At 58.6% G+C, this 24,253-nt stretch carries 27 protein-coding genes; 7 read left to right on the top strand and 20 right to left on the bottom strand.

Going from position 1 to position 24,253, the window contains the following annotated elements; genetic code table 11:
* Window positions 1–33: 33 nt before the first annotated feature.
* Both DXH95_RS15390 and DXH95_RS15385 read left to right on the top strand, forming a co-directional pair.
* Complete coding sequence (locus tag DXH95_RS15390; RefSeq protein WP_115550443.1) at window positions 34–501, top strand: PaaI family thioesterase; 468 nt, start codon at window positions 34–36, stop codon at window positions 499–501.
* On the top strand, window positions 498–908 hold the full coding sequence (locus tag DXH95_RS15385) for a PaaI family thioesterase (RefSeq protein ID WP_115550442.1): 411 nt from the start codon (window positions 498–500) through the stop codon (window positions 906–908). The genes DXH95_RS15390 and DXH95_RS15385 overlap by 4 nt, the downstream gene beginning before the upstream one ends.
* A gap of 3 nt (window positions 909–911) precedes the next feature.
* Here the strand turns inward: DXH95_RS15385 and DXH95_RS15380 are convergent, their stop codons facing one another.
* From DXH95_RS15380 to DXH95_RS15325, 11 genes are all read right to left on the bottom strand, one after another.
* A complete protein-coding gene (locus tag DXH95_RS15380; RefSeq protein WP_115550441.1) occupies window positions 912–1,424 on the bottom strand; it encodes a type III secretion system chaperone family protein in 513 nt (170 codons plus the stop codon).
* A 119-nt stretch (window positions 1,425–1,543) separates the two neighbouring features.
* Window positions 1,544–1,855 (bottom strand): accessory factor UbiK family protein, encoded by a 312-nt coding sequence (locus tag DXH95_RS15375; RefSeq protein ID WP_115550440.1) that lies wholly within the window; start codon window positions 1,853–1,855, stop codon window positions 1,544–1,546.
* Between the two features lie 3 nt (window positions 1,856–1,858).
* The gene (locus DXH95_RS15370) at window positions 1,859–2,413 is read right to left on the bottom strand and encodes a TspO/MBR family protein (protein ID WP_115550439.1); all 555 of its coding nucleotides are present in this window, start codon (window positions 2,411–2,413) and stop codon (window positions 1,859–1,861) included.
* Window positions 2,414–2,533: 120 nt separating this feature from the next.
* On the bottom strand, window positions 2,534–2,836 hold the full coding sequence (locus DXH95_RS15365; protein WP_115550438.1) for a hypothetical protein: 303 nt from the start codon (window positions 2,834–2,836) through the stop codon (window positions 2,534–2,536).
* Between the two features lie 25 nt (window positions 2,837–2,861).
* Entirely contained in the window at window positions 2,862–5,729 is a 2,868-nt protein-coding gene (locus DXH95_RS15360) for a M16 family metallopeptidase (protein ID WP_115550437.1), read from the bottom strand.
* A 398-nt stretch (window positions 5,730–6,127) separates the two neighbouring features.
* Window positions 6,128–6,808, bottom strand: a complete 681-nt coding sequence (locus DXH95_RS15350) for a glutathione S-transferase family protein (RefSeq protein ID WP_115550435.1) — start codon at window positions 6,806–6,808, stop codon at window positions 6,128–6,130.
* The gene (locus DXH95_RS15345; RefSeq protein WP_115550434.1) at window positions 6,805–8,067 is read right to left on the bottom strand and encodes a serine hydrolase domain-containing protein; all 1,263 of its coding nucleotides are present in this window, start codon (window positions 8,065–8,067) and stop codon (window positions 6,805–6,807) included. The genes DXH95_RS15350 and DXH95_RS15345 overlap by 4 nt, the downstream gene beginning before the upstream one ends.
* A 37-nt stretch (window positions 8,068–8,104) precedes the next feature.
* On the bottom strand, window positions 8,105–8,542 hold the full coding sequence (locus tag DXH95_RS15340) for a hypothetical protein (protein WP_115550553.1): 438 nt from the start codon (window positions 8,540–8,542) through the stop codon (window positions 8,105–8,107).
* An 11-nt stretch (window positions 8,543–8,553) separates the two neighbouring features.
* A complete protein-coding gene (locus tag DXH95_RS15335; RefSeq protein ID WP_115550433.1) occupies window positions 8,554–9,213 on the bottom strand; it encodes a CoA transferase subunit B in 660 nt (219 codons plus the stop codon).
* A complete protein-coding gene (locus DXH95_RS15330) occupies window positions 9,213–9,920 on the bottom strand; it encodes a CoA transferase subunit A (protein ID WP_115550552.1) in 708 nt (235 codons plus the stop codon). Before DXH95_RS15330 ends, DXH95_RS15335 begins: the two co-directional genes overlap by 1 nt.
* A gap of 110 nt (window positions 9,921–10,030) precedes the next feature.
* Window positions 10,031–10,762, bottom strand: coding sequence for a PAN domain-containing protein (locus tag DXH95_RS15325; protein ID WP_147291765.1), 732 nt, complete (start codon window positions 10,760–10,762; stop codon window positions 10,031–10,033).
* 176 nt (window positions 10,763–10,938) lie between these two features.
* Here DXH95_RS15325 and DXH95_RS15320 point away from each other — a divergent pair, with 176 nt between their 5' ends.
* Complete coding sequence (locus tag DXH95_RS15320) at window positions 10,939–12,042, top strand: hypothetical protein (protein ID WP_147291764.1); 1,104 nt, start codon at window positions 10,939–10,941, stop codon at window positions 12,040–12,042.
* A gap of 30 nt (window positions 12,043–12,072) precedes the next feature.
* On the opposite strand, the gene DXH95_RS15315 is transcribed toward DXH95_RS15320, so the two are convergent.
* The 6 genes from DXH95_RS15315 to DXH95_RS15290 all read right to left on the bottom strand — a co-directional run bounded on the left by DXH95_RS15315 (window position 12,073) and on the right by DXH95_RS15290 (window position 17,648).
* Window positions 12,073–12,720 (bottom strand): HAD-IA family hydrolase, encoded by a 648-nt coding sequence (locus DXH95_RS15315; RefSeq protein WP_115550430.1) that lies wholly within the window; start codon window positions 12,718–12,720, stop codon window positions 12,073–12,075.
* Complete coding sequence (locus DXH95_RS15310; RefSeq protein ID WP_115550429.1) at window positions 12,717–13,817, bottom strand: DUF2855 family protein; 1,101 nt, start codon at window positions 13,815–13,817, stop codon at window positions 12,717–12,719. The genes DXH95_RS15315 and DXH95_RS15310 overlap by 4 nt, the downstream gene beginning before the upstream one ends.
* 4 nt (window positions 13,818–13,821) lie before the next feature.
* Window positions 13,822–14,520, bottom strand: a complete 699-nt coding sequence (locus DXH95_RS15305) for a VIT1/CCC1 transporter family protein (protein WP_115550428.1) — start codon at window positions 14,518–14,520, stop codon at window positions 13,822–13,824.
* A 10-nt stretch (window positions 14,521–14,530) separates the two neighbouring features.
* Entirely contained in the window at window positions 14,531–15,451 is a 921-nt protein-coding gene (locus tag DXH95_RS15300; RefSeq protein WP_115550427.1) for an SMP-30/gluconolactonase/LRE family protein, read from the bottom strand.
* A 10-nt stretch (window positions 15,452–15,461) separates the two neighbouring features.
* Window positions 15,462–16,397, bottom strand: coding sequence for a cyclase family protein (locus DXH95_RS15295; protein ID WP_115550426.1), 936 nt, complete (start codon window positions 16,395–16,397; stop codon window positions 15,462–15,464).
* A gap of 69 nt (window positions 16,398–16,466) precedes the next feature.
* Window positions 16,467–17,648: a GGDEF domain-containing protein gene (locus tag DXH95_RS15290; protein ID WP_115550425.1), complete on the bottom strand. Its 1,182-nt coding sequence runs from the start codon at window positions 17,646–17,648 to the stop codon at window positions 16,467–16,469.
* A gap of 114 nt (window positions 17,649–17,762) precedes the next feature.
* Here DXH95_RS15290 and DXH95_RS15285 point away from each other — a divergent pair, with 114 nt between their 5' ends.
* On the top strand, window positions 17,763–19,199 hold the full coding sequence (locus DXH95_RS15285; RefSeq protein WP_115550424.1) for an NAD-dependent succinate-semialdehyde dehydrogenase: 1,437 nt from the start codon (window positions 17,763–17,765) through the stop codon (window positions 19,197–19,199).
* Window positions 19,199–19,552 (top strand): YbaN family protein, encoded by a 354-nt coding sequence (locus tag DXH95_RS15280; RefSeq protein ID WP_115550423.1) that lies wholly within the window; start codon window positions 19,199–19,201, stop codon window positions 19,550–19,552. The genes DXH95_RS15285 and DXH95_RS15280 overlap by 1 nt, the downstream gene beginning before the upstream one ends.
* On the opposite strand, the gene DXH95_RS15275 is transcribed toward DXH95_RS15280, so the two are convergent.
* The 3 genes from DXH95_RS15275 to DXH95_RS15265 all read right to left on the bottom strand — a co-directional run bounded on the left by DXH95_RS15275 (window position 19,549) and on the right by DXH95_RS15265 (window position 21,614).
* Window positions 19,549–20,064, bottom strand: coding sequence for a sterol desaturase family protein (locus tag DXH95_RS15275; RefSeq protein WP_115550551.1), 516 nt, complete (start codon window positions 20,062–20,064; stop codon window positions 19,549–19,551). The genes DXH95_RS15280 and DXH95_RS15275 overlap by 4 nt on opposite strands.
* Before the next feature lie 48 nt (window positions 20,065–20,112).
* Window positions 20,113–21,111: an alpha/beta hydrolase family protein gene (locus DXH95_RS15270; RefSeq protein ID WP_115550422.1), complete on the bottom strand. Its 999-nt coding sequence runs from the start codon at window positions 21,109–21,111 to the stop codon at window positions 20,113–20,115.
* 101 nt (window positions 21,112–21,212) lie between these two features.
* Complete coding sequence (locus DXH95_RS15265) at window positions 21,213–21,614, bottom strand: acyl-CoA thioesterase (RefSeq protein WP_115550421.1); 402 nt, start codon at window positions 21,612–21,614, stop codon at window positions 21,213–21,215.
* Window positions 21,615–21,756: 142 nt separating this feature from the next.
* On the opposite strand from DXH95_RS15265, the gene DXH95_RS15260 reads away from it, so the two are divergent.
* Both DXH95_RS15260 and leuC read left to right on the top strand, forming a co-directional pair.
* Entirely contained in the window at window positions 21,757–22,641 is an 885-nt protein-coding gene (locus DXH95_RS15260) for an AraC family transcriptional regulator (protein ID WP_115550420.1), read from the top strand.
* 134 nt (window positions 22,642–22,775) lie between these two features.
* Complete coding sequence (leuC, locus tag DXH95_RS15255) at window positions 22,776–24,206, top strand: 3-isopropylmalate dehydratase large subunit (protein ID WP_115550419.1); 1,431 nt, start codon at window positions 22,776–22,778, stop codon at window positions 24,204–24,206.
* The last annotated feature ends 47 nt before the right edge of the window (window positions 24,207–24,253 follow it).

Raw genomic sequence — 24,253 nt, 5'->3', positions numbered from 1 at the left:
GGCAGCGCATCGCCCAGCCGATAGGGTCAAGCCATGAAGGAAAAAACGGTTGCCGAAATAGCCGCTGCCCATGGCGGTTTCGACCCGAGGTTGGCGATCAGCTTCATGGGCAAGGCAGGTCATGGCGGGTTCCTGGGCATGGACTATGTCGGCCATGGCGAGGACTGGGTGGAGCTTGCTATCGACTGGCGCGAGGATCTGGTGGGCGACCCCAATACCGGTGTCCTTGCCTCCGCAGTGGTCATCAGCCTGATGGACAATGCGACCAGCATGTCGATCTGGACCAAGTTGCAGGAGTTCCGCCCGCAGGTGACCATGGACTTGCGCGTGGACTATCTCCGTCCCTCACCCAAAGGCGCGCGCGTGTTCGGGCGCGGTTATTGCTATCATCTGTCGCACAGCATCGGCTTTGTTCGCGGCGTCGCGCATAACGGCAATCTTGATGAACCGCTGGCGCATGTCAGCGGCACCTTCATCCGAGTGGGGGACCGCCTCGGATGACCACGCCCGACCCCCGCACCGAACTGCTGCCGCCTTATGCACGTGCGCTCGATATGACGGTTGTCGGTTTGCACAATGGCGCGCCGCTGATCGAAATGCCTTTCGCGAACAAGGTGCAGGGCCGCCCCGGATTTCTGCATGGCGGCGCGATTTCGGGCTTGCTCGAAATGGCTGCGGTCGCAGCGATCCAGCATGCGCTGCACGAACGGGGCGATGAGGCGACGTTCAAGCAGGTCAATGTCACGATCGATTTCATGCGTGGTGGCACCCCGCAGACTACATATGCTGTAGGCGAAGTCACCCGGTTGGGCCGCACCATGGCCAATGTTGAGGCGCGGGCATGGCAGGATGATCCGGCAAAGCCGATCACCATCGCCTATCTACACTATCTGCTGAAGCGGAGCTGAAGCTCAGGCCTCTCCGTGTGTTTCCACCAAAGCGGCGGTGATCGCGTCTTCGGGGGATTTGCCGCCCCAGATGATGAACTGGAACACCGGATAGAAACGCTCGCATTCGTCAAGCGCCACATCGATGATAGTTTGCGCCTGATCGACGCCGAGCAAACCGTTAGGCGGCAAAAGGCTGCCATGGCGGAAAAGCAGCATGCCGTTTGATGACCAAAGGTCGAAATGGCCAATCCAGAGCTGTTCGTTGATCAGGCCCAGCGCCTTGTAGACGTCATCGCGCTTGTCGCTAGGCACGGTGACGTCCGGCATCACGAGCAGTTGCAGCGCATTATCTTCCTCGCGCCAGATGGCCCTGATCTGGTAGCTGGTCCAGCTACCCTTGAATTCGGCGCTGACTTCTTCGTCGCTGACAGGTTCAAAATCCCAGCCGCGCGCTTCGAAAAGCGCAGCGAGCATGTCCAATGGCGCAGTCTCTTCGCGCTCGAACTCGGTAAAATCTTCGTCCTGATTGCGCATCGCGGCCCTGTCGCTTGTTATGCATGGTAAATGCCTGTCGGCGGACTCGCGCGCAACTGCCTATGCACGCAAAGGTGCATTAGTCTGTGGGCCATATGTGGATAAGGGCGCTAAGCCCTTTATTTCTTGGGCGCAGCCTTTGGCTTGGGCGCAGGCTTTGCTGCCGCTTTTGGCGTTGCCTTTGCTTTACCCAATGCCGCTTCAAGCGCAGCCACACGCGCCTTCAATTCCTCGGCCTCGGCACGCGCCGTCGCCGCCATTTGCTTAACGGCGTCGAACTCTTCACGGCTGACAAGGTCCATGCCCGCAACCCATTCGCGGGTGCGCTCGCGAAATCCTGCCTCTGCCTCGCGGCCCATGCCAGCGACCGTTCCGGCAACGCCGTTCAGGAATTTGGAAAGATCGTCAAAAATGCGCTTGTCACTCTGCATGGCTCATGCTCCGATTTCGGAAGTTGCTGCAGGAACATATAGGCGCTCCGCATCGGGGTTCAATTGGTCGATCTGGTAATTGAGGATCGCCGCAAAGCTCAGCCACGCAAGATATGGCACCAACAGCCATGCGGCAACAGGTCGGATACGTCCGAATACAATCGTGGTGGCGAAAGCGGTCGCCCAGATTGCAAGCAACAGATAGAAAGCAGCCGTCACCTGATGCTGGCCGAAAAACAGCGGCGACCAATAGAGGTTCAAGGTCAACTGGACGAGGAATAACGCTATGGCGACACCACGCAGCCGCGCGCCGCGCGCGTTCAGGATCATTGAAAAGGAGATGCCCATCAGCAAATAGAGGATCGGCCAAACGACACCAAAAGCCCAGCCCGGCGGCTGCGCCTCTGGCTTCACCAGTTCTGCAAACCAGCTATTCCGCTCTCCCGACCCGGAAACTGTGCCCGAGAGAAATCCGAGCAGCATGATCGTCGGGACCACGAACAAGGCCCATCGCAACAGCGACATCCGTAATTGGGAAGGAGAGGCTAGCTGGCTCATTCGGTTCCCTTATCCTTAAGAATCGGTACACCAAAGTCTTACGCACCACAGCCGGAAACGACAAGGCCGCTCACCCATTAGGGAAAGCGGCCTGCCTGAAATTCAATATGTTGGAGCGAATTAGGCCTTGCGCGTGCCCGAAACCGGCATCGAACCGAAAGCACCGGCCTTGACTTCGCCAGTGATGCTGTCGCCGTCGACGGTAGCGGTGCAATCGAGCGTCATCGGCATCGGCACGGTCATGTCCATTTTCCAGCTCAGCGTGTTGCCGCTGACGCTGCCATTGGCAATGTCCATCGAACCCAGGCTGCCCTGCATTTTGCCGGTGAAGCTGTCACCATCGCTGTTGATGGTCAGAACCGACTTCTGGTCACCCATCGGGCTTTTGACGGTTACTTCCCAATCGCCATCTACTGCTGCCATTTATCTTCTCCTCTCGATTCAAGGGTTAATTTGCATTGGTGTCAGTAGGCTTAGCAGCTTCGGATTGCATTTCAACCGGCAATCCAAGCGCTTCCAACTGCGGCTTCACCTTGGCCGCATCGCCCACCACAACCCAAGCCATTTTCTCGGGATCAATCTTGGATTTGAACTCGGCGGTCATGCTTTCCGGTGTCAAAGCGCTATATTTTCCGGCCAGCTTTTCGGCATAATCGAACGGACGTTTGAACAGCGCGTCGGCGCGCATCTGGCCCAAAACTGCAGCGGACTGTTCATAGCTGCCCGGCAGTTCGAGGACATTACTGACCACGGTTGTATCGCGCTCTTCTTTGGTGATTGGCTTGCTGGTTACAAAGTCGCGCGCCTGGCTTAACAACACACCCAGCGACGGGCCAGTCTGGTTGGTCTGCACCGGCGCGAAAATCAGGAATGGCACGCGGTCTTCATTGCCACCGACTTGCGAGCGGACGCCGTAAGACCAGCCCTTGGTTTCCCGCAGGTCCATGTTGATGCGCGAAGTGAAATCACCGCCGAAAATCTCGTTGGCACTGCGCAGAGGCAACAGGTCATCGCTACCTTTGGCGTCAAGCACCTTACCACCTAGTATGAACGACTGTGGCGAATTGGGTCGGTCGATCAGCACAATCCGCGCTTTCGACTCTGGCATGGCGACCGCAAAATTCTTGGCCGGGGCCGCTGTTGCTTTCGGTTTCCAGCTACCGAACTGCTTGTTGAGCAATTTGGTGATTTCCTTGAGCGAGGTGTCACCAACGACAAAGATTTCCGCTTTAGCCGGGTGGATCCAGCTCTGATGGAACGACGCCACATCGGCACGCGTCAGGGTGCGCACTGCTGCTTCATCGCCCGTTCCCGTTTGCGAACCGCCATAAGGGTGCGCCTTGCCGTAAATCAGTTCGGGCAATGCGCGCAGCGCCAATCCTTGCGGCTGGTTCTTTTCACCCGCGATCCGGGTCAATTGCTGGACGCGGACGCGCTCCAGATCCTTTTCGGCGAAGGCCGGATTCTTGACTACATCGGCGAGCAAACCGATGGATGCGGCCAGATTCGGCTTCACCGCGCGCAGCGAAGCGACGGTACGGTCCTGCGACGAGGTCACATTGATATCCGCACCCAGACGCTCTTCGGTTTCCGCCAACTGGGTCGCGTTCAACGTCAGCGTGCCTTCTGACAGTAAGTTGCCCATGATGTTCGAAACGCCGCGCTTGTCGATCGGATCAGCCGCATAGCCTGCATCAAAGCTGACGGCGATGCGCACAGCGGGGACGGCGTTGCGGCGGGCAAAATGCACTTTGATGCCGTTTTTCAGCTTGCCCGTTTCAACGGTCGGGAAATCGAGTGCCGGGGTTGCGCCAGGCGCAGGCATTTTGCTGCGATCTGCCTTTACGGCTGAAGTGGCGTGGCCATCGCTGCCCGGAGCCATGTAGAAGGCCGGGGCTGTCAGGCCGCCAGTGCGTGCGCCGGAGCCGGATGCGACTTCCTTATAGGCTTCGCGTTCACCGGGTTCGACGCGGATCTCCAGCACCGGACGAGTGAGCCATTTCTGCATGGCCGCGGAAATCGTTTCCGGCTTCAAGGCCGCGAGCCGTTCCAGCTCCTTTTTGTAATAATCGGCATCGCCCGTGTAGAGCTGCCCCTCGGCCAGGGCGACCGCCTTGCCGCCAAATCCGCCAACCTGTTCAAGCCCATCGATCCGGCCTGCTGCCTCACTTGCCGCAACACGCTGCACTTCGTCGGCGGTTGGTCCCTTGGCGATGAAATCCGCCATGATGTCGTCGAGCCGCTTGGCAACCGCATCGGCATCGCCGCCGGGCTTCACATCGGCCTGAACCCAGAACAGGCTGCCATGCACGAAGGGCAGAATGAAGGAGGACACCGAAACCGCGCTCTGTTCTTCGCGCACCAATATGTTGTCGAGGCGCGAGCTGGCAAGGCCGCCGAGCACCGACGCACCGGCACGCAATGCAGTATAATCAGGGTCAGCCAGGCCGGGAACAATCCAGTTGCGATAGATGCGCGTGGCCGGAACCTTGTCCTTCAGCACAATCTTTTTAGGTGCGTCCAGCGTCGGGATCGGCGCATTGACCGGCGGTACGTCGCGGCCGCGTGCCACATCACCGAACCATTTTTCTACCAGCGGCTTTGCCTGCGCCGCATTCACATCACCGGCGAGCACCAGCACCGAATTGTTCGGGCCATAATAATCTTTGAACCACTGTTTGAAATCGTCGAGCTTGGCCGCAGCCAGATCTTCAAGGCTGCCGATCGTATTGTGGTGATAGGGGTGGCCAACCGGGAACAGATTTTCCGACTGGGCATATTCAACCAAGCCATAAGGCTGGTTATCGCCCTGACGCTTTTCATTGGAAACAACGCCGATCTGTGTCTTCACCGACTCCTCGGTCAGGCCGCCAAGCAGGTGGCCCATGCGGTCGCTTTCAAGGAAAAGCGCGGATTCGAGCGCGCTGGTCGGGACGGTCTGGAAATAGTTGGTGCGATCCAGCCAGGTCGTGCCGTTGAGGTCGGTCGCACCAATCTGCTTGGTGTACTGGAAATAATCGCCCGGCGCATTTTCGCTGCCGTTGAACATGATATGTTCAAACAAATGGGCAAAGCCCGTCTGGCCCTTGGGCTCATGCTTTGAACCCACGCCGTACCAGATCGACACCGCAACCACGGGTGCCTTGCGGTCTTCGTGGACAATCACCGTCAGGCCATTGTCGAGGGTGAATTTCTCATAGGGAATGTCGACCGTCTTGACGAGGTCCGCAACCGGGGCGGGCGTGGTCTTCGCCATCGCAGCACCCGACAGGGCAATGGTGGAGGCGGCAAGCGCCAGGGTTAGTTTGCGGACCATGTAGATGCTCTCCTCAGGAAAACTTGTGCGCCCTTTCAGGCAGATAATTCGATATAGCGCGGCAAGCGCCGAATCCAATGCAGGTAAAGCCCTTTTCGACGAAAAGCCGACTGGCGGCGATTGGGATAGTTTTGGCGGATACGGCCTTTGGCGGTGCAATGCTGCCAGGTGTGGGATTGTAGGCTATCGACAGCGCGATCTGCGCTGAAATCCCACCCACATTTGGCTCTCCCGAAGCCTACTTCTAAAAAGAAGAAGCCAAGACACCCCAATAAAGCCACCGCCGCACAACAAAATATCTTACCTGCCGCTGCACGAATTTTCCGAGATTTTGCTGGGTGCTTGCCCGCTGTCAAAGAACGGTCTTGGGATCAGGCTGGCGAAAATAACCCTACATTTCAATTGCGATAATCCGCCACCACCTCGCCGCACGCCCGCAATTCTTCCTCATGGCCCACTTCGCGCCACTCTTCCTTGAGTGCGGCGGCTTCCCATGCCTGCATTGCGGGATGGGCGAGGATGTGGTCGACCCATGCCTGCCCCTTGCCGACATCCAAGCCATAGGTCCGCACGCGGTAGGCGACGGGAGCGAAGAAGGCGTCGACGGCGCTGAATGCGCTACCCGCCAGATAAGGCCCACCGAAACGCGCCAGCCCTTCCTCAAACAATTCGCGGATGCGCGCGACATTGGCTTTGAGCGCGTCGGACATAGGCTTTGGCTTCACCCGCACGCCGACATTCATCGTGCAATCATTGCGCAACGCGGAAAAGCCGCTGTGCATTTCCGACGCCGCGCATTGCGCCCATGCCCGCGCATCGGAATCGGTTGGCCAGACGCCTTCATGCCGGTCGGCGAGATAGAGCGTGATGCCCATGCTGTCGTAGATCGTCCGCCCTTGGTGCAGCAGCACCGGAACTTGGCCGGTGGGTGAAAAGCTGCGGAATTCCTCATAATTGCTCGGCTTGGTGAAGGGTTCCAGCCGATCCTCAAACGCCAGCCCCAGCCCCTTCATCAGCAGCCACGGTCGCAAGCTCCAGCTCGAATAGTTCCGGTTGGCGGTGATCAATATATAGCTCATGGCAACCCCTCTGCTTCATCGATTTTTACCGGTGGCAGGTCGCCAAGGTCCAGCCACATCGAATCCTGCTTGTTGTGATAGCTGTCGATCGCCGCAAACGGGATACGAAAGGGGAAGCCCCAATTGCTGTTCCACATCGCGACCACACCGGTGCGGGTGGCGGGTTCAAAAATCATCGTCGCACGGTAGCCTGCCACTGCGCCCGAATGCCCCTCAAGCCGGTGGCCGCCGTAAATGAAACTGCGCCAGCCAAGGCCATAATGGGCGTCGCTGATTGCCTGTTTCAGGTCTCCGCCATAAAGCCGCGCGGTCTTAACACGCGGGCTATGGGCAATCTGGAGCACTTCTTGAGGAATGACATTGGAGCGCAATCCCATCATCGCCTGCATCCAGCGCGCAAAATCGACAATATTGCTGTTCACGCCCGCCGCTGCCGGTACGCGCCAATAGGCTTCCTTCACTTCTCGCACTTGTCCGTTATTATGCGGCCGCGCCCAGTCTTTCGCGCCGGTCAGCCCCTTCATCCCATATCCGGCGCTGCGCATGCCAAGCGGGCGGAAGAAGCGGTCGACAACCGCCTCGGGAAAGGGCCGGTTGGCCGCATCGCCCAATATCTCGCTGGCGGCGTCAAAGGCGATATTCTGGTAAGTATGGCATGTTCCCGGATCGCATTGCAACGGGGCGGCGACAAGGTCTGCACGAATGCGGCCGGGGCTCTGCCCATCCTCCAGCCTTTCGTCATAGGCATTTTTGGTGAGGCCGGTTTGCTGCGCCAATAATTGGCCAAATGTCACCCGCGTTTCCGCGCCAGTCGGCAAACGCAAAGTGGTCCGCCAGCTTGCAACCGGTCGATCCAGATCGACAACATCTTCGTTCGCCAGCGAGGCTGCCAGTGCACCTGCGGCGGTTTTGGAAACCGAGGCCCAGCGAAATACCGTCTGCGGCGTAACCGGTGACCCGGCTGTCCGGTCGGATAGGCCATAGGTGCGAACGAAGCTCAGTCTGCCATCTTCGACCACTGCGACCGCAAGCCCGGCCATTTCGGGACGCAGCGACAATTCGGCCAGTTGCTGTTCCAGCGCAGGATAGTCAATCCGGCCCTCCCACTCGTCAGGCGTGTCGGGCAGGTCTTCGGCGGTCAGGCGCGAAATGATCGGCGCCTCTGCCAATGGCCCGCCGTCATCAAGGCTTTTGGTGGCCAGCCAGCCCGCGAGGGCGAGTGCGGCGAGAACAGCAAATGCAATATAAATTCGTTTCATCGACCGCTGTTGCTTCTTTCCGTTCTGAAAAGCGGATTCATTTCGCGGCCTTTTCGGACAGTTCGGGCCAAGCTTGCCAGGTGCCAATTGCAAAGCAAAGGCCGAGTGCGAGAACGATCAGCGACGACCACAGCATGAAGCCAAAGGACAGATCGGGTCGCCAGCTGGATCGCACTAAGAAAGCGGCTGCGCGCAACAGCAACACCGCGCTAATCAACACAAGCGCGGTGCGCGCCAGCGGAAGCCGCGCCAACAGCCCCGCTGCTGAAAAGGCGTAGGCGGACCAGACGGCAAGGACCGCCGCGATAGCCATTGTAATCGCAGCGGGAACCCACGAGCCTTGCGTCGCCATCCGGGCCATCCCCTCACCTGCACCCAAAAAGCGGTACCAAGCAGGTCCGCCGATAATACACGCAATATGTAGGACAGATGCGGCCAGACTGCCCAGCCCTGCCGCAATAAGCCAGATATTCAACGTAGCGCCGTTCACGCCAAGTAGTGCGCCGTGGTCTTGGCCGCGATGTCGTCTGCGGTCACCCCTGGTGCCAGCTCGATCAGCTTGAACGGCGATTGGTGGTCGGGCCGCTGGAACACGGCCAGATCGGTGATCACCATATCGACCACATTCCGACCGGTCAGCGGCAGGGTGCAGGCGGGGATGAATTTGGGACTGCCATCTTTGGCAACATGCTCCATCACCACGATGATCTTTTTGACGCCTGCGACCAGATCCATCGCCCCGCCCATGCCCTTGATCATCTTGCCGGGAACCATCCAGTTCGCGATGTCGCCATTTTCGGCGACTTCCATCGCGCCAAGCACGGTCAGGTCGATATGCCCGCCGCGGATCATGGCAAAGCTTTGCGCGCTGTCGAAATAGGCCGATTGTGGCAGCTCGCTGATCGTCTGCTTGCCCGCATTGATCAGGTCCGGGTCGACTTCATCATCATAAGGGAAGGGCCCGATGCCGAGCATACCGTTTTCCGACTGCAGCGTCACGTCCATGCCATCGGGGATATGGTTCGCCACCAGCGTCGGGATGCCGATGCCAAGGTTCACATAGAAACCGTCCTGCAGCTCTTTCGCCGCGCGCGCCGCCATCTGGTCGCGGGTCCATCCTTTGGTGAGGCCATCATGAGTTGTCATTATGCTGCCTCCCTTTCGCGAACGGTGCGGAACTCGATTTTCTTGTCATAAGGGCTGCCGATTATCATCCGCTGCACATAGACGCCGGGAAGGTGGATTGCATCGGGATCGAGTGCGCCCACCGGCACCACTTCCTCTACCTCAACCACACAGACCTTGCCGCAGGTCGCGGCAGGAACGTTGAAATTACGCGCGGTCTTGCGAAAAACGACATTGCCGCTTTCATCTGCTTTCCATGCCTTTACCAGGCTGAGGTCCGCAAAGATGCCACGTTCAAGGATATATTCCTCACCGTCGAAGACCTTCACTTCCTTGCCCTCGGCCACCTGCGTGCCGACGCCTGTCTTGGTGTAGAAACCGGGGATGCCGGCACCGCCTGCACGCATGCGTTCGGCGAGCGTGCCTTGCGGGCAGAATTCAACCTCAAGCTCACCCGACAGGAACTGCCGCTCAAACTCCTTATTCTCGCCGACATATGAGGCGATCATCTTTTTCACCTGCTTGGTACGGAGCAGCTTGCCGATGCCTTCATTGTCGATACCGGCATTGTTCGAGGCGAAGGTCAGGCCGGTGACGCCGCTGTCCATTATTGCTTCAAGGAATCGTTCGGGAATGCCGCACAGGCCGAAACCGCCACTGGCGATGAGCATATCGTTGCGCAACAGACCATCGAGCGCGGCCTTTGCATCGGGATAGAGTTTTTTCATGGGATTGCCGACCTTACGGTTGGGGTTGGGAGAGACCCAGCCACCTAACCGTTCGGTCGGCATTGTGCAAGGGACTGGCGGGCCAAAGCCCTAGCGTCAGTACCCTATTGTCAGTTGACGATATCGCCGATCCCGCGCCGCACTGCATCTTCGGCACGGCGACCGACTTCATCCTCGGCAGCCCCCTTGGTGCGCTGGCCCAGTCGGCGCAGTTCTTCGGGTGTGCGGACCTTTTTCTGGCTGGCGACGGGGCCGGCACTTGCCATGCCTTTCACACCGGTGATGCAGCAATTGTTCGATTGCAGCAGTTCAGCCCGGCCGTCCCATTTCAGATAGCACATTTTGCGTTCGGGGACCAAAGTCCAGGCTTGGCAGCTGCCATCGGCATCGCAGCCACGCTTGCAGCTTTGCCAGTCATTGGCATTGGCAACGGCAAATTCGCGGTGGTCATAACCCATGATGTTGACGTTAAACATCGGCTGCCATTCCTCAACCGCTGCGACCGAAGTCACGGTCTGGCGCGAACACACCAGCTCGGCAAGATTGCCTTTTGCGTCCGCAGCATAAGACAGCACCTGCGAATAACCCCGCCTGCTGCAATAGGCACGCGCGCCCTGCGACTGGCATGTGGCCAGATCCTTGGGCTTTTTGTCATCGCACGCTTTGACAAGCTTGCCCTTGGCGGACAGTGGCTGGCAGAAAAAGCCTGTGCTCGCGCCCTCGCTGTCGGTGCAGGGGGCGGTGGCAAATTCGGGGGCTTCGTCCTTGCCGGTCGCCGACCAGGCGAAGGCTGCAATTACAATAAGCAGCAGGCTTCCTACTATACCCATTCTCGACAACATGACGCGTCTCCTTGCTCGGTCAGCACTGCTCCGAACCGGTAATACGGAGCTCCAATGCAAGACAAATATCGCGGCCAAGAGTGGGTCACTATCCCCAGTTCATGGGATGGCAGGTGCGTTGCCAAGTGCGTAAGTTATGGAACCAAAGTTAGATGTGCCGATCAGGAGGATGCGCGATGACCATGTACCGGACGATTCTTTATCTGGTGCTTTTTGCGACCGCAGGTCTAGCAACCTCTCTGTTCCCGCCGTCAGGCGCGAGAGCCCAAGTGGGTCGCGATTCAACCTGGACTACCGACACGGGTGATCTGCGCATCTACGTTCCCGATTCACCTTCCTATCCGCGCGATAACTGGCGCAACGGGGCGGGGCCACGTGCCGACATCGCCCCACGCGCTGCTATCGTGATGGAGGGCGAGTATCGGAACTTGCGTTGGAAAGGCAATTATTGGGTCATGACGAGCCGTGACCACAAGCCGCATGGAAGCATGTGCCTCGGTTCACGACCCACATTATATACCGCTGCCGATGACAGCTATGATTACGGGATATTCGACGTCACCTTCAACGCCGCCGAAAACAGCTTCACCGGTACCAGGCAGTGGCAATGCCGTTATCCCGACGGCCGGACCCGCACGGGACCAATAGAAAGCTTCTCGGGTACCCGGTCGGGCATCGCCGCAGCGATGCCGCCTACCTTGTCGCTGCCCACAGCCCCGATTGTCCCCAACCCAGCCTCTGCAGATTCGCCTGACAGTCGGCTTCCAGATCGCCGCAATTGTGATGAAATGAGAGGGCTGGTGATACGGGCTGATGGCCGCGATATTCCAACGACTTCGCGATATGTCATCCGGCCTTGCGCGCTTGACGCGTTGACGGGGGACAAGTTCCAGATCGACATGGCCAATCCCGAAGGCAAACGACCGATGCGTCTTGCGCTTCGTGGGTTCAATCTGAGCGACATACAGCCCGATCCGGTGACGCGGAATTTGATAATCACCGGTCGCTTCACCCCCGAAACTTATGCGCAGGGTCTGCCATTTGCCGGTGATCCCAGACCGGGAAGTTCCATCATGAACCTGACCATGTCAGGAAGGTTTTGTAATTCGGCTTTCTGGGTCGCCTATCTGGATTTTTCCGATGGCAGTCAGAGCGAACCGGTCGGCATGCTGCTCAGCAAATGCGGTGCGCGGCTGCACCCCGAGCAACTCCCGCCCCTCTTAGGCCCGCGCACTGGCGAAGGTGATGGTGTCCGGCGAGCCAATCCGAAACCCCGCTAATAGGCTGGGTTTTCGGCTCTCGTTGCTCTTTCAGCGGAGCGACAGTCCCACCGCCGACTCCAGATCGGCCAATGCCTGTTCGCCGCTGGTTACCTTGATCGCGTGCATGCCCAAGGTGGCCGCAGGTTTGCAGTTGATACCCAGATCATCGAGATAGATGCAGGTTTCGGGCGAGACAGACAAAGCCTCACACATCATCTGGTAAATGCGCGGGTCTGGCTTGCGAACGCCAGCCTTTGAGCTTTCGATCACATGGTCAAACCGCGCCATGATGCTCTCGACCTGCAACGCCTTATCCTCGCTGCGCGCCATGGCGGCACCGCGACCGGCCTTCACATTGTTAGTGATGCAGCCAATGCCAAAGCCTTCAGCCTTCAACCGATCGAGCGCGTTCACCATATAGGGGCGTACATCGCCGGCCAGGCAGGATATCACTGCCGCGCCCTCCAGCGCGTGCCCCATCGCTGCGGCTTCTGCTGCGAACAGCGCATCGAAACCTTCGACGTCGATTTCGGCGCGTTCGAATTTCGCCCACGCATTGTCATCGGGGTTGGTCGAATTGACGGTGCGGACAAAATCACGCGGCAGACCGCGCTCGGCCTCCAGGCGGTTGAACGCTTCAAAGGGTGACGAGGTGATGACCCCGCCAAAATCGAAAATCACATGGGAAAATATCATGGGGTAACAATGATTCCTGTCTTGGGATCGGCGGCGCCGCTCAATACTTCATGATAGGCTGCAAGCGCGCCGTCGCTGCCATTGCGTGTGTCGATGGTCGCAATCGAAGGCGCTACCTCCATGAAGCCCAGCCAAGCGGCGGCGATACGCTCGCCAAAGCCGCGCGCACCCCAGTCGGCGATGCGTTTCTGGCTGCGGCCGGGGGCGAAAAAGCCTTCGCGCACCGGACCCGCTAGTTCGCCCATTTCAGGGGCGGCGTCCCAGTGCGATTTGCCGACGATCATCGAATATTTGAGGGCATCGGCGAATTGGTTGTGGACAGTGCGAGTCACATCGCCGCTACCCGCCATATCGACCAGTGCCGACGGCACCGACGCATCGAGGGTGGCTATGTCGTCATAGGCAACCACTTGGTCGTAAATGCCAAGATCGGCCAACCCGGCGGCATTGGCTTTGCTGGTCAGGCCGATTGTGCGCGGCCGTTCGCTGCGCTGCTTCATCGCATGCGCCAAGCCGATGGCGGTCTTGCTCGACGCGCTTGCGATCAGCAGCTGCTCCACACCATAATCGCCTTCATCCTCGAACTGGTCAGCAATCAGCCAGCCGGTCAGGAACAGCGGGCGGAAAACTGGCCAGTAATCGTGATGCTCGGGCTTGTAATCGGGAATCGCTTCCACCCGCTGATACTGGTTGTAGATCGGCGGAAGCGTGGTGCGACGCGGAGTCACATCGACAAAGCTGCCGCCGCCAATATGCCCCGGCATCAGCACCGCATGGCTCGCCATCGGGTAATAGCCGTAATAGCGATCGCCGGGGGCTACGCCTTCAACATCGCTGACCAGCACCGTCGCAAAACCCCAGACCGGAAGCCGCCCCGGAACGCCACGTTCGGCGAAAAAATCCCAATAGCCCTGCTCGTTTCCGAACAAGCCAGCGGGCTTGCCGAACACCGCATAGGTCACATTGTTGGCAGTCATCGCATAGCTGTCGACATGCACCAAAATCTCGCCCGGACCGATCGCGGTTTCGGCGGTTACGACTTCGGTTTTGCTGACATCGTCGCGATCAATGTCGATGGCCCATGCTGCATTGCTCATAATCTTATCCTACCGTTGTGCCGAACAGCGAGCCGATTGCCGCTGTCGCTGCCATGGCCACTGCGCCCCAAAAAGTCACGCGCAACACCCCCTTGCCGACCGGTGCGCCACCGGCTTTTGCGCCGACTACGCCCAAAATGGCAAGGAAGAGCAGCGACGCGCCCGAAACAATCCATGTGAGCGATGGGCCGGGGAACAAGGGCACCAATATCAGCGGCAGTGCGGCCCCGGCGGCAAAGGCGCCGGCAGAGGCCAGCGCTGCCTGTATCGGTCGCGCCGACATCTCGCTGGTTAAGCCGAGTTCGTCGCGCAAATGGGCCTCGAGCGCATTGCCCGCCATCAGCTTGTCGGCGACCTTCTCGGCGAGCTCACGGTCCAGACCGCGCTTTTCATAGATGCCGATCAGTTCCTCGCGTTCGAATTCGGGCTGGGTTTCCAGTTCCGCTGTCTCGCGCGCAATATCGGCTTTTTCGGCATCGCCTTGCGAGCTGACAGAGACATATTCGCCCGCCGCCATCGACATCGCGCCTGCGACCAGCCCTGCAATGCCCGTGACCAATATGCTCGATTGGGCAGCGCCCGCCGCCGCAACTCCGGCGATGAGGCTGGCGGTGGAGACGATTCCGTCATTCGCGCCCAATATCGACGCGCGCAGCCAGCCGATCCGGTCGATGACATGGGCTTCGATATGCAGGCGCGACATTGGCGATCCTTCAATAGTTCAGTTTGAGGCCCGGACGGTTCCAGCGAGTCTTTACCAGCCGCCCGCTTCCCGACAGGGTAATATAGGCGTCCATCATATCGTCACCGCCAAAGGCGATATTGGTGGTGAAGATATCGTCGGTCGCGACAAATTCGACCAGCTCACCCTCAGGGGCAATTACGCTGATACCACATTCACCGATGGTCGCGACGCAGATATTGCCATTCGCCTCCATCGCGAGGCTGTCAAAGAATTTATAGCCTGCGGGTCGATAGAGCGGGATGCCGGGGCCGCCAGGGCCAGCGTCAGGCGCAACCTTGCCAGGGGCGGTGATGTTGAACTTCATCAGCCGGCAGGTGTAGGTTTCCGCCGCATAGAGCGCGCGGCCATCGGGCGCGAGGCCGACGCCATTGGGATTGTTCGACGGGAAGATCACTTCTTCCAAATGGCTGCCATCGGTCTTGGCATAGAAGATGCCGACAATGTCGTGGCAGCGTTTGGCATAGTCGACCTTGCCATGGTCGGTGAACCAGAAGCCGCCATGCTCGTCGAAAACGATGTCGTTGGGGCCGCGCAGCACGCAGCCATGATCGCCGGATTTGTAGAGTATCTCAACCTGTCCAGTCGCGATATCAATCCGCTCAATCCGCCCGCCTGAATAGTCATTCGCAATCCCATGCGGGGCCAGATAGCCATTGGCCTCGGCATATTCGAAACCGCCATTGTTGCAGCAATAGAGCTTTCCATCGGGGCCAAGAGCAAGGCCGTTGGGGCCGCCGCCCGTTGTAGCTACGACTTCCTTGCTGCCATCGGGTTTGACCCGTGTGATCTTGCCCTGTTCAATCTCGGTGACGATGACGCTGCCATCGGGCATGACGACGGGGCCTTCCGGGAAGCGCAGTCCATCCGTAACGGTTTCAAACACAGCCATCACTCTCTCCTCAACGAATAGCAATCGGGTTGATAACGGCCTGCACGGTGCCCTTGAAACGCGGCTGACCGAGCACAAACATGAATTCGGTCGCACCATCAGCGGCAAGAGCCGCCGTGTCGATATTTTCGAGCACATGCACGCCATTTTTGGCCAGCAAAGTCTGATGGACGATGAACGGCATATCGGCCTTTTCAAAGGGAATTGCCTCCAGCGCCGCCGTATCCGCGCCGATCATCACCACACCCAACGATGCCAGATATTCGGCACCTTCTTTTCCAAGCCCCGGCTGTTCGTTGATGAATTTTTTGGGATCGGTTGCGGCCATTGCCATCCAGCCGGTGTGGAACAGCACGACATCTCCCTTGCCGATGGTCACGCCTGCTGCTTTGGCAGCGGTGTCGATATCGGCCTTGGTGAAGGCGGTGCCGGGTTTGACCGGCGTTTGTTGGTAATGCTTCGTCATGTCGAGCAACACGCCACGCGTCGCGGTCGGCAGGATATTTTCGGTCCCGAATTTGATGACACCATCCGACCGGTAAAACTCGCGTGCAGAAACGCCGTTATAATAGCGGTGGTCGATGCCAAGATGGGCGAAGCCATCGATCTGGGTTCCGACGCCAATATAGGTCATCAATATGTCGTCATGCCCGGTTGCCTTGCCGGTTCCGATAGAGCCTCCTGCACCATCGTTGGTCTGCAGGACGGTTGCAGAAAAGCTGCGCCCAGGCCAGCTCGGGGTTTCGGGCCCGGTCACGACGCCCAGCGCATAGACCTTACCGGTCTTGACCAGCTTTGCAGCCTTCACCGTGGCTTCGGGCGAGAGATTGTTCATCGCGCCTTTGGTATCATCCGCACCATATTTGGACGGGTACCAATCATCTTCGGCTATTGCGGCAGTGTTCAGCGCAGCAACTGCAAACAGGGACAGGCAAGCATGTTTCATGGTCTCCTCCTCCTTCTCGCGGAGCAGGTTGGCAGTGACTATCGAGTTTGGGAAGTCCGATTCTGCGGCTTATGCGGCGCGTTGCTGGCTTGACGCTACGGCTTGCGCCCGCACCTTGCCGGCGCGTTTTTCGGCATAGAGTGCGGCATCGGCGACGTGCATGACTTCGCGAACGGTTTCGCCATCCTCGGGATAGAGCGCATAGCCGAGACTCGCAGCGACCGGCAGACGACTGCCATCGAGGTCGATGGGGCGGCACAAAGCCGCGAGCATCGAAGTGGTGCGCGCGGACAGCTCTGCCTTGTCCACCACATTGCGGAAGAGCACGATAAATTCATCGCCGCCCAGACGGCCCACGCTGTCCTGCGCCTCTGCCGCGTCGGCCAGACGCCCACCGACACCGAGTAGCATCAGATCGCCGGCATGATGTCCAAGGCTGTCATTGACCTGCTTGAAGCCATCGAGGTCAAGCAACGCAATGCCAAAACGCGGTCTTTGGTCCGCACCGCATTCCAGCTCCGCCTCGATCGACGCCATGATGGCACGGCGGTTAGGCAGACTGGTCAGCGGGTCAGTGTCGGCCAGTTCGCGGATCTGTTGTTCAAGGAAAAGACCTTCGATCAAGCGATCATATTGTGCGGCAACAAAACGGATCATCAGGGCCTCAACGCTCAGCATCGAAACACCAAGCATCTTGGCATTGAATTCACCTGCAAAGATCATCGACAGTGCGACCGGAGTGATACCAATGACCAGCACGCCGATAGCGGCTGGGCGCAACGTATAGAGACAATGGGCAATCGCCGTCGCGCCAAAGGCCAGCGAGACAGGTATCAGCGTTTCATACGCGAAGGTCCCGGCGACATATGTAACCGAAGCCGCAATGCCCAAAAAGCCCATCATGCCGACCGAAAGCCCGACATTTGCCTTGATAATGCGCGGCACTTTTTCGAGCGAGATCGGCTTTTGCAACAGCCGCCTCCAGACGGTTAGCCGCGCAAAGCAGTAGAGGATAAGGCCCGACATCCAAGCATAATTGGCCAGCGGCAAACCATTACTCCAGCACACCGCCATCACGATGCAGGTGTTGAGCGCAGCCACAGCCAGCAACATCGGAACTTGCGTGCGCACATTCTGGAGCTGGGCGGAATGTAGCGGGCCGACGATCGACTGGGGAACGGGCGGCGCAATCCAACGCCAGAGCCTCGCGGCCTGGAAATGAATCTTGGCTATCAGATATGGTTTGCCCATTAAGCCGCAGGATTAACCAATCGCGGTAAAGCACAGGTTAAAGCGACTGGACTTTCCAAGAGAAATTGAAGCGCCTAGATGGAGGGCAATCGAAAACATACGCGCAGGAAATCCATGACACGCGAATATCAGGCAAATCTCGCCCTCTACATCGATGGCAGCTGGCGCTCGGGCGAAGGCCGCGACGTGCATCAGGTGCTCAATCCGGCAACCGGAGAAGTCCTCGCCGAGCTGCCGCTGGCAACCCCCGCCGATCTGGACCAGGCGCTGGCAGCTTCTGCCAAAGGCTTTGCCCTATGGCGCGCGACCGACGTCAACGCGCGCGCCGCTGTGCTGCACAAAACAGCTGCGCTGATCCGCGAACGGGCCGAACATATCGCCACACTGCTGACGATGGAACAGGGAAAGCCGCTTGCAGAAGCGCGCACCGAAACCCTCTCGTGCGCAGCCGTCTTTGAATATTGCGCTGAAGAAGCCAAGCGGGCCTATGGCCGCATCGCGCTGCGCCCAGCCGGACAACGCGCGCTGGTGCTCAAACAGCCTATCGGTCCGGTCGCGTCACTGACGCCGTGGAATTTCCCGGTTTCGCTGATGTCTAAAAAAGTCGCAGCTGCCCTCGCCACGGGATGCTCGGTGATCGCGAAGCCAGCCGAGGAAACGCCGGGTTCTACCTCCGAAATCATGCGCTGCATAGCCGATGCGGGCATTCCGGCAGGCGTTGCGCAGCTGGTCTTTGGCGTGCCCGATATGGTCAGCCGTCATTTGCTGGGCTCGCCAGTCATCCGCAAATTGAGCTTTACCGGCTCAATCCCTGTGGGCAAGCATCTGATGAAGCTCGCCGCCGAAGGCGTAAAACGCGTGACGATGGAACTGGGCGGGCATGCACCGGTGCTGGTTTTCGATGACTGCAACCTCGAAAAGACACTCGATATCGTCGTCACGCAGAAGTTCCGCAATGCGGGGCAGGTCTGCATCTCGCCGACGCGCTTTTATGTGCAGGAAGGAATTTACGACCGCTTTGTCGCCGGGTTCAACGAACGCACCGCCAAGGTGAAGGTCGGCAACGGCCTGGACGCCGATACCATCATGGGACCGCTCGCCAATTCGCGCCGTCCAACGGCGGTGGGCGCTTTGGTACAGGATGCGATTGCCAAAGGCGCGCGTGTCGGCACCGGCGGCAGCGCTGACAATGGCGACGGCTATTTCTTCCGCCCGACCGTGCTGTCCGATGTGCCGCTCGAAGCCGACATCATGACCAACGAGCCCTTCGGCCCGGTTGCGCTGATCCGGCCATTTGCGAAGTTCGAAGACGCCATCGAACAGGCGAACCGCCTGCCCTTCGGCCTCGCTTCCTTCGTCCACACCGAAAATGGTCGACAGGCGAATATGGCTGGCGACCTCATAGAAGCCGGTATGGTCGGCATCAACACCGCCGCGATTTCGATGCCCGACATGCCGTTCGGCGGCGTCAAGGAATCGGGCTTTGGCAGCGAAGGTGGGCCCGAAGGTCTCGAAAGCTATTATGTGACCAAGGCGATTCACCAGGCCTAATGAAACGGCAGCTCTATCTTGCTGCCGGATGGGTTTCGGTCGGTTTGGGAACGGTGGGGATTTTCCTGCCGATCCTGCCGACCGTGCCGTTCATGATCCTTGCCGCTTTCTGCTTCGCGCGCAGCAGCCCGGCGCTCGAAGCCAAGTTGATGAACCATCCGAAATATGGGCATCACCTCGTTGCATGGCGCGAAAAGGGGGTGGTCAGCAGGCGCGCCAAATGGTCAGCCACGACTGCGTTTCTGGCGAGTGCCTTGATCGGCGCATTGACACTGAGCCCGCCATGGTCGTTATTGCCCGCAGCGGTCGGGCTGGTCTGCGGAACCTGGATTTGGCGGCGACCGGAGGCCTAACCCAAAGCCTCACGCACCACTGCAATTCCGGCCTCGCGCTGCGCTTTCAGTTCCTGCTTGAGCACAACCGGATCGCGCGCGAAGACGAAACCAAAACTGACGCCGCCTTCCTTGCCGATCGTCGCATGGTGCAGCTTGTGCGCCTGCACCAGCCGCTTCGCATAACCGCGCTTGGGTACCCAGCGGAAATAGCGTTGATGGATCAGCCCATCATGGATCAGCGTATAGACGATGCCGTAAAGCAGGATGCCGAGACCAATCCACGTCCCCGGCTCCCAAGCTGATGCACCCAGCACCAGCGGACTGCCGATGGCAAACATCGAAATGCTCATCGCCGCACCCACCAGCCCGTATAAATCATTCTTTTCAAGGGTATGGTCATGCGGTTCATGATGGTCGCGATGCCACCCCCAGCCCCAGCCGTGCATGATATACTTATGGCTGCTCCACGCGACAAACTCCATCGCGACGAAGGTAGCAAGGACGATTGCAAAGATTTGCCCGAAACTCATTGCCAACATATAAGCGCTGAAACGTTGCTTTGAAAGCGGGCATCGAAGCTACTGTTTGGCCTCAAAACTCTTTTCCAGAAAAGCGAGCATTTTTGGAAACGCATTTTCAAGCGCTGCCTGATTGGCATCGGCCGTCCCGCCGCCAAAGTTTCCGAAACTTTTGTGCAACTTGCTTCCCCGTTCTGCCGGCGCACCAAAGGCAACATGGCCCGCATCAGGATGCTCGATCAAGCTGACTTCCGCTTTCTTCGCAGAGTTTGCGGTGGCTTTCATCGCCTTTGCCATCGGGCAACTGGCCCAAATATTGTCCTTTGCGCCGCAAATCATCAGCACCGGTATAGACACGCCTGCAATCGGAAGGGCGGCGCCCGGCGTTTTGACGGTTTCGGCCAATGCCGAAGCCGCACCTGTGGCCGGATCGAGAGTGAAAGGGACGTTTTCGAGCGAAACGGCAGGCAGGCGCTTCCCGTCGATACTCCAGCCTGACGTGCCCTTACTCGCCCAAGGGGCTTCCCAATCAAAATCGGGCCAGACATGGCTTCCCGGCATTCCCAAGATGATTGCTTTCAACGCATTGTTCCGCGCCGCAACCAGAACCGTAGCCTCGCTGCCGCGCGACCAGCCAGCCATCGCCATCCGTTCAGGGTCGACTGCACTTTGGCTTTTGAGCCAGACCAGTGCTTTTTCGAAATACTCTACGGGTATTTCCTCCAGACGCTTCGGTTGTGAAGGTGCGCGCCAATAGGATAAATGGAAAACCGTATAGCCAGCACGTTGCAAGCCTTTGGCAAAATGCGTCATGTGTAGACCGAGCCCGCCTTCACTGCCGCCAATCAACAATATGGTCGGTGCTCTTTTTCCGTCAGCTGCGGGATAATAATTGCCGAATAACCCGTTGGAAGTAACGCGTATGCCGGTTGGTCCAGGATCCTTGATCGATACGGGATAAACCCAAGGCTTGCTGTAATATATCAAACCGGCGCCGACCGCGACTAATGCGATCAATCCACCAAGAACTATTTTAAGACGCCGTTTCCAACCCATCATCTACTCCAGCAAACCGTAATGGGATTGGTCGTATGGACGGATACGGAAGACAAGCCAGAAATCTTCACTAGTACATAAGCGATAGCAAATATGGACTGGTATCAATCGCCTTTCGGAAAGAAATAGGCGGAAATATCCGCGCCGATCCTTGCAGGGCGCAGCGTTTCGGCATCGATGCAGCACCAGCTCGATTTGACCTCGGCGAGCACTTCTTCGCCGCGCTTAATCACCGTTTCGTAAAAGGCGCGCGCACCGTGGATGCTTTCAAGCACCACATTGGCGACCACGACATCTTCCAGAAATGCCGGCTTGCGATAGGTAATCTCATGCTTCAGGGCGACCCACGCCCGCTGCGCCACGGCCTCGGGCGGAGCGAGGTTGCGCCAATGTTCGAGCACCGCCTCCTGTACCCAATTGAGGTAGCGGCTGTTGTTCACATGCCCCATGAAGTCGATATCTTCAGGCAGAATTTTGATCGGGAAAAGATGGGAGAGCGTATTCATATTGATTCGAAGATACGACCTAAAGGTTACAATTTCCAGTCACAACGATGAAAACAAAAGCTGCGACGTGCTGTAGAAAAGCAATATCGGTCGAGCGTGGTGCCACTACCCTCGGCTAAATAAGACTGCCACGGAGAAAAAGATGACTAAGGCAGCTTTGAACAAATATCAGGACAGAATGCGGCGGGTGGTCAACTATATAGACCAGAATCCGGAAGCGGATCTAAGCCTGGAAGTGCTGAGCGGCATTGCGGCTTTCTCGAAGCATCATTTTCATAGGCAATTTTCCGCAATGTTCGGGATTTCTGTCTATAACTATGTCCAGCTTTCGAGAATGAAGCGGGCTTCGTACCGGCTTGCTTTTCGCGACAACGAAACCGTCACCGATATCGCATTTGATACCGGCTACGAAGCACCCGACGCTTTTGCACGGGCATTTCGCCAGAAATTCGGACAATCACCTTCGTCATTTCGTTCTTCTCCCGACTGGGATCCGTGGCTTGCGGCCTTTGAGCCATTCGAAACATCACGGAGAAAATATATGGATAGCAACTACACCGCCACCGATGTCGAAATCATAACAACGCCGGATATTCCGGTCGCCCTTATGGAACATCGCGGCAGCCCGAAGAACATCCGGTCGACGATTGAGCGCTTTATTGCATGGCGCAAAAGCAATGGCCTCAGCCCGTCTTTGCACGCGACCTATAACATCTTTCACAGCGATCCGCGGTCGACGGCGGACGACGACTATCGGCTCGATCTGTGCGTCGCGACAGACAAGGGTCTGGACCAAGCAAGCGCAGGTGTTGAATCGGGATTGATACCCGGCGGTCGCTGCGCGCGGCTCCGTGTTGTCGGAAATCCGGACGATCTGGAGGCTCCCGCGATGTTCCTGTATCGTGAATGGCTTGCCGACAGCGGTGAAGAGTTGCGGGATTTCCCGCTTTACTGTCAGCGCGTGAGCTTCTTTCCCGATGTTCCAGAACGCGAAGCCATAACCGACCTGTTCCTGCCGCTGAAATAGCTACAATGCTTTCGAAGGCGGTCGGTCGCGATATCGGCCGCCTTTCAATCGCAAAAGGAAAATGCCCAAAACGCTGCTGGTTTAAAATATCCTTGCTTGCCAAGCGCGGTGTGCTGTGCCTTTAGGCCAAGCATATGAATAAGCCCCGCACGCTCTACCAAAAAATCTGGGACGCGCATGTCGTGTCTGCCCGCGATGATGCCACATGCCTGATCTTTATCGACCGCCATCTGGTGCATGAAGTGACCAGCCCGCAGGCCTTTGAAGGGCTTCGTACCGCCGGACGCACCGTAAGGCGGCCCGATCTGACGCTGGCCGTGCCCGACCATAATCTGCCGACCACCGCGCGTCGCGATGCGGTCGGCAAGCGCATCCCGATTGCCGACCCGGAAAGCGCACAGCAGCTTGCGGCGCTGGAGGCCAATGCCCCCGCCTTTGGCATCCGTTATATCGGCGATGCCGATGTGGAACAGGGCATCGTCCATGTCGTCGGCCCCGAACAGGGTTTCTCGCTACCCGGAACAACCATTGTCTGCGGCGACAGCCACACCGCCTGCCATGGCGGCCTTGGCGCGCTCGCCTTTGGTATCGGCACCAGCGAGGTCGAGCATGTGCTGGCGACTCAGACATTGCAGTTGAAGCAATCCAAATCGATGGAAGTTCGCGTCGACGGCGAAGTCGGCCTGGGCGTTACCGCCAAGGACATCGTGCTCCACATTACCGGCGTGCTTGGTGCTGCTGGCGGTACCGGCTATGTCATCGAATATACCGGAAGTGCTATCCGCAACCTCAGCATCGAAGGCCGCCTGACCGTCAGCAATATGGCAATCGAGCATGGCGCGCGTGCGGGCCTCTGCGCGCCCGATGAAAAAACCTTCGCCTATCTGAAAGGCCGCCCGATGGCCCCAAAGGGTGCGGATTGGGATGCAGCGATTGCCTATTGGCGCACGCTTACCACCGATCCGGGCGCGACCTATGACAAGGTCGTGGTCATCGACGCCGCCGACATTGCACCGAGCGTGACATGGGGAACCAGCCCCGAGGACGTCGTGCCGATTACCGGCACCGTCCCTGATCCAGCCAGTTTCGCAGATCCTTCAAAGCAGGAAGCAGCCGCCAAGAGCCTCGCCTATATGGGCCTCGAACCGGGCACGCCTTTAAGCGAAGTCGAGGTGCAGAACATCTTCATCGGCAGCTGCACCAACAGCCGCATCGAAGATCTGCGCGCCGCCGCAGCCGTGCTCAAAGGCCGCAAGAAAGCCGCCAACATCCGCTGGGGCATCGTTGTACCCGGCTCCGGCCTTGTGAAGCGCCAGGCCGAAGCCGAGGGTCTCGACCGCATCTTCATCGACGCCGGCCTCGAATGGCGTGAACCCGGCTGCTCTGCCTGCCTCGGCATGAACCCTGACAAGGTCCCGGCAGGCGAGCGCTGCGCCTCCACCAGCAACCGCAATTTCGTCGGAAGGCAGGGCCCCGGGGCGCGCACCCACCTCGTCAGCCCGGCGATGGCAGCGGCTGCAGCGGTGACGGGCAGACTAACCGATGTGCGGGAGTTAATCGGCTAAGTCCCACTGCGGCACATCTTCCTTTGGTCATATTGACTCGCATAGCT

Source organism: Sphingorhabdus pulchriflava, assembly GCF_003367235.1.
In the GTDB taxonomy this organism is placed as follows: domain Bacteria; phylum Pseudomonadota; class Alphaproteobacteria; order Sphingomonadales; family Sphingomonadaceae; genus Sphingorhabdus_B; species Sphingorhabdus_B pulchriflava.
Note: the sequence above shows the minus strand (reverse complement) of the source record. Positions and strands in the feature narration are given on the sequence as shown.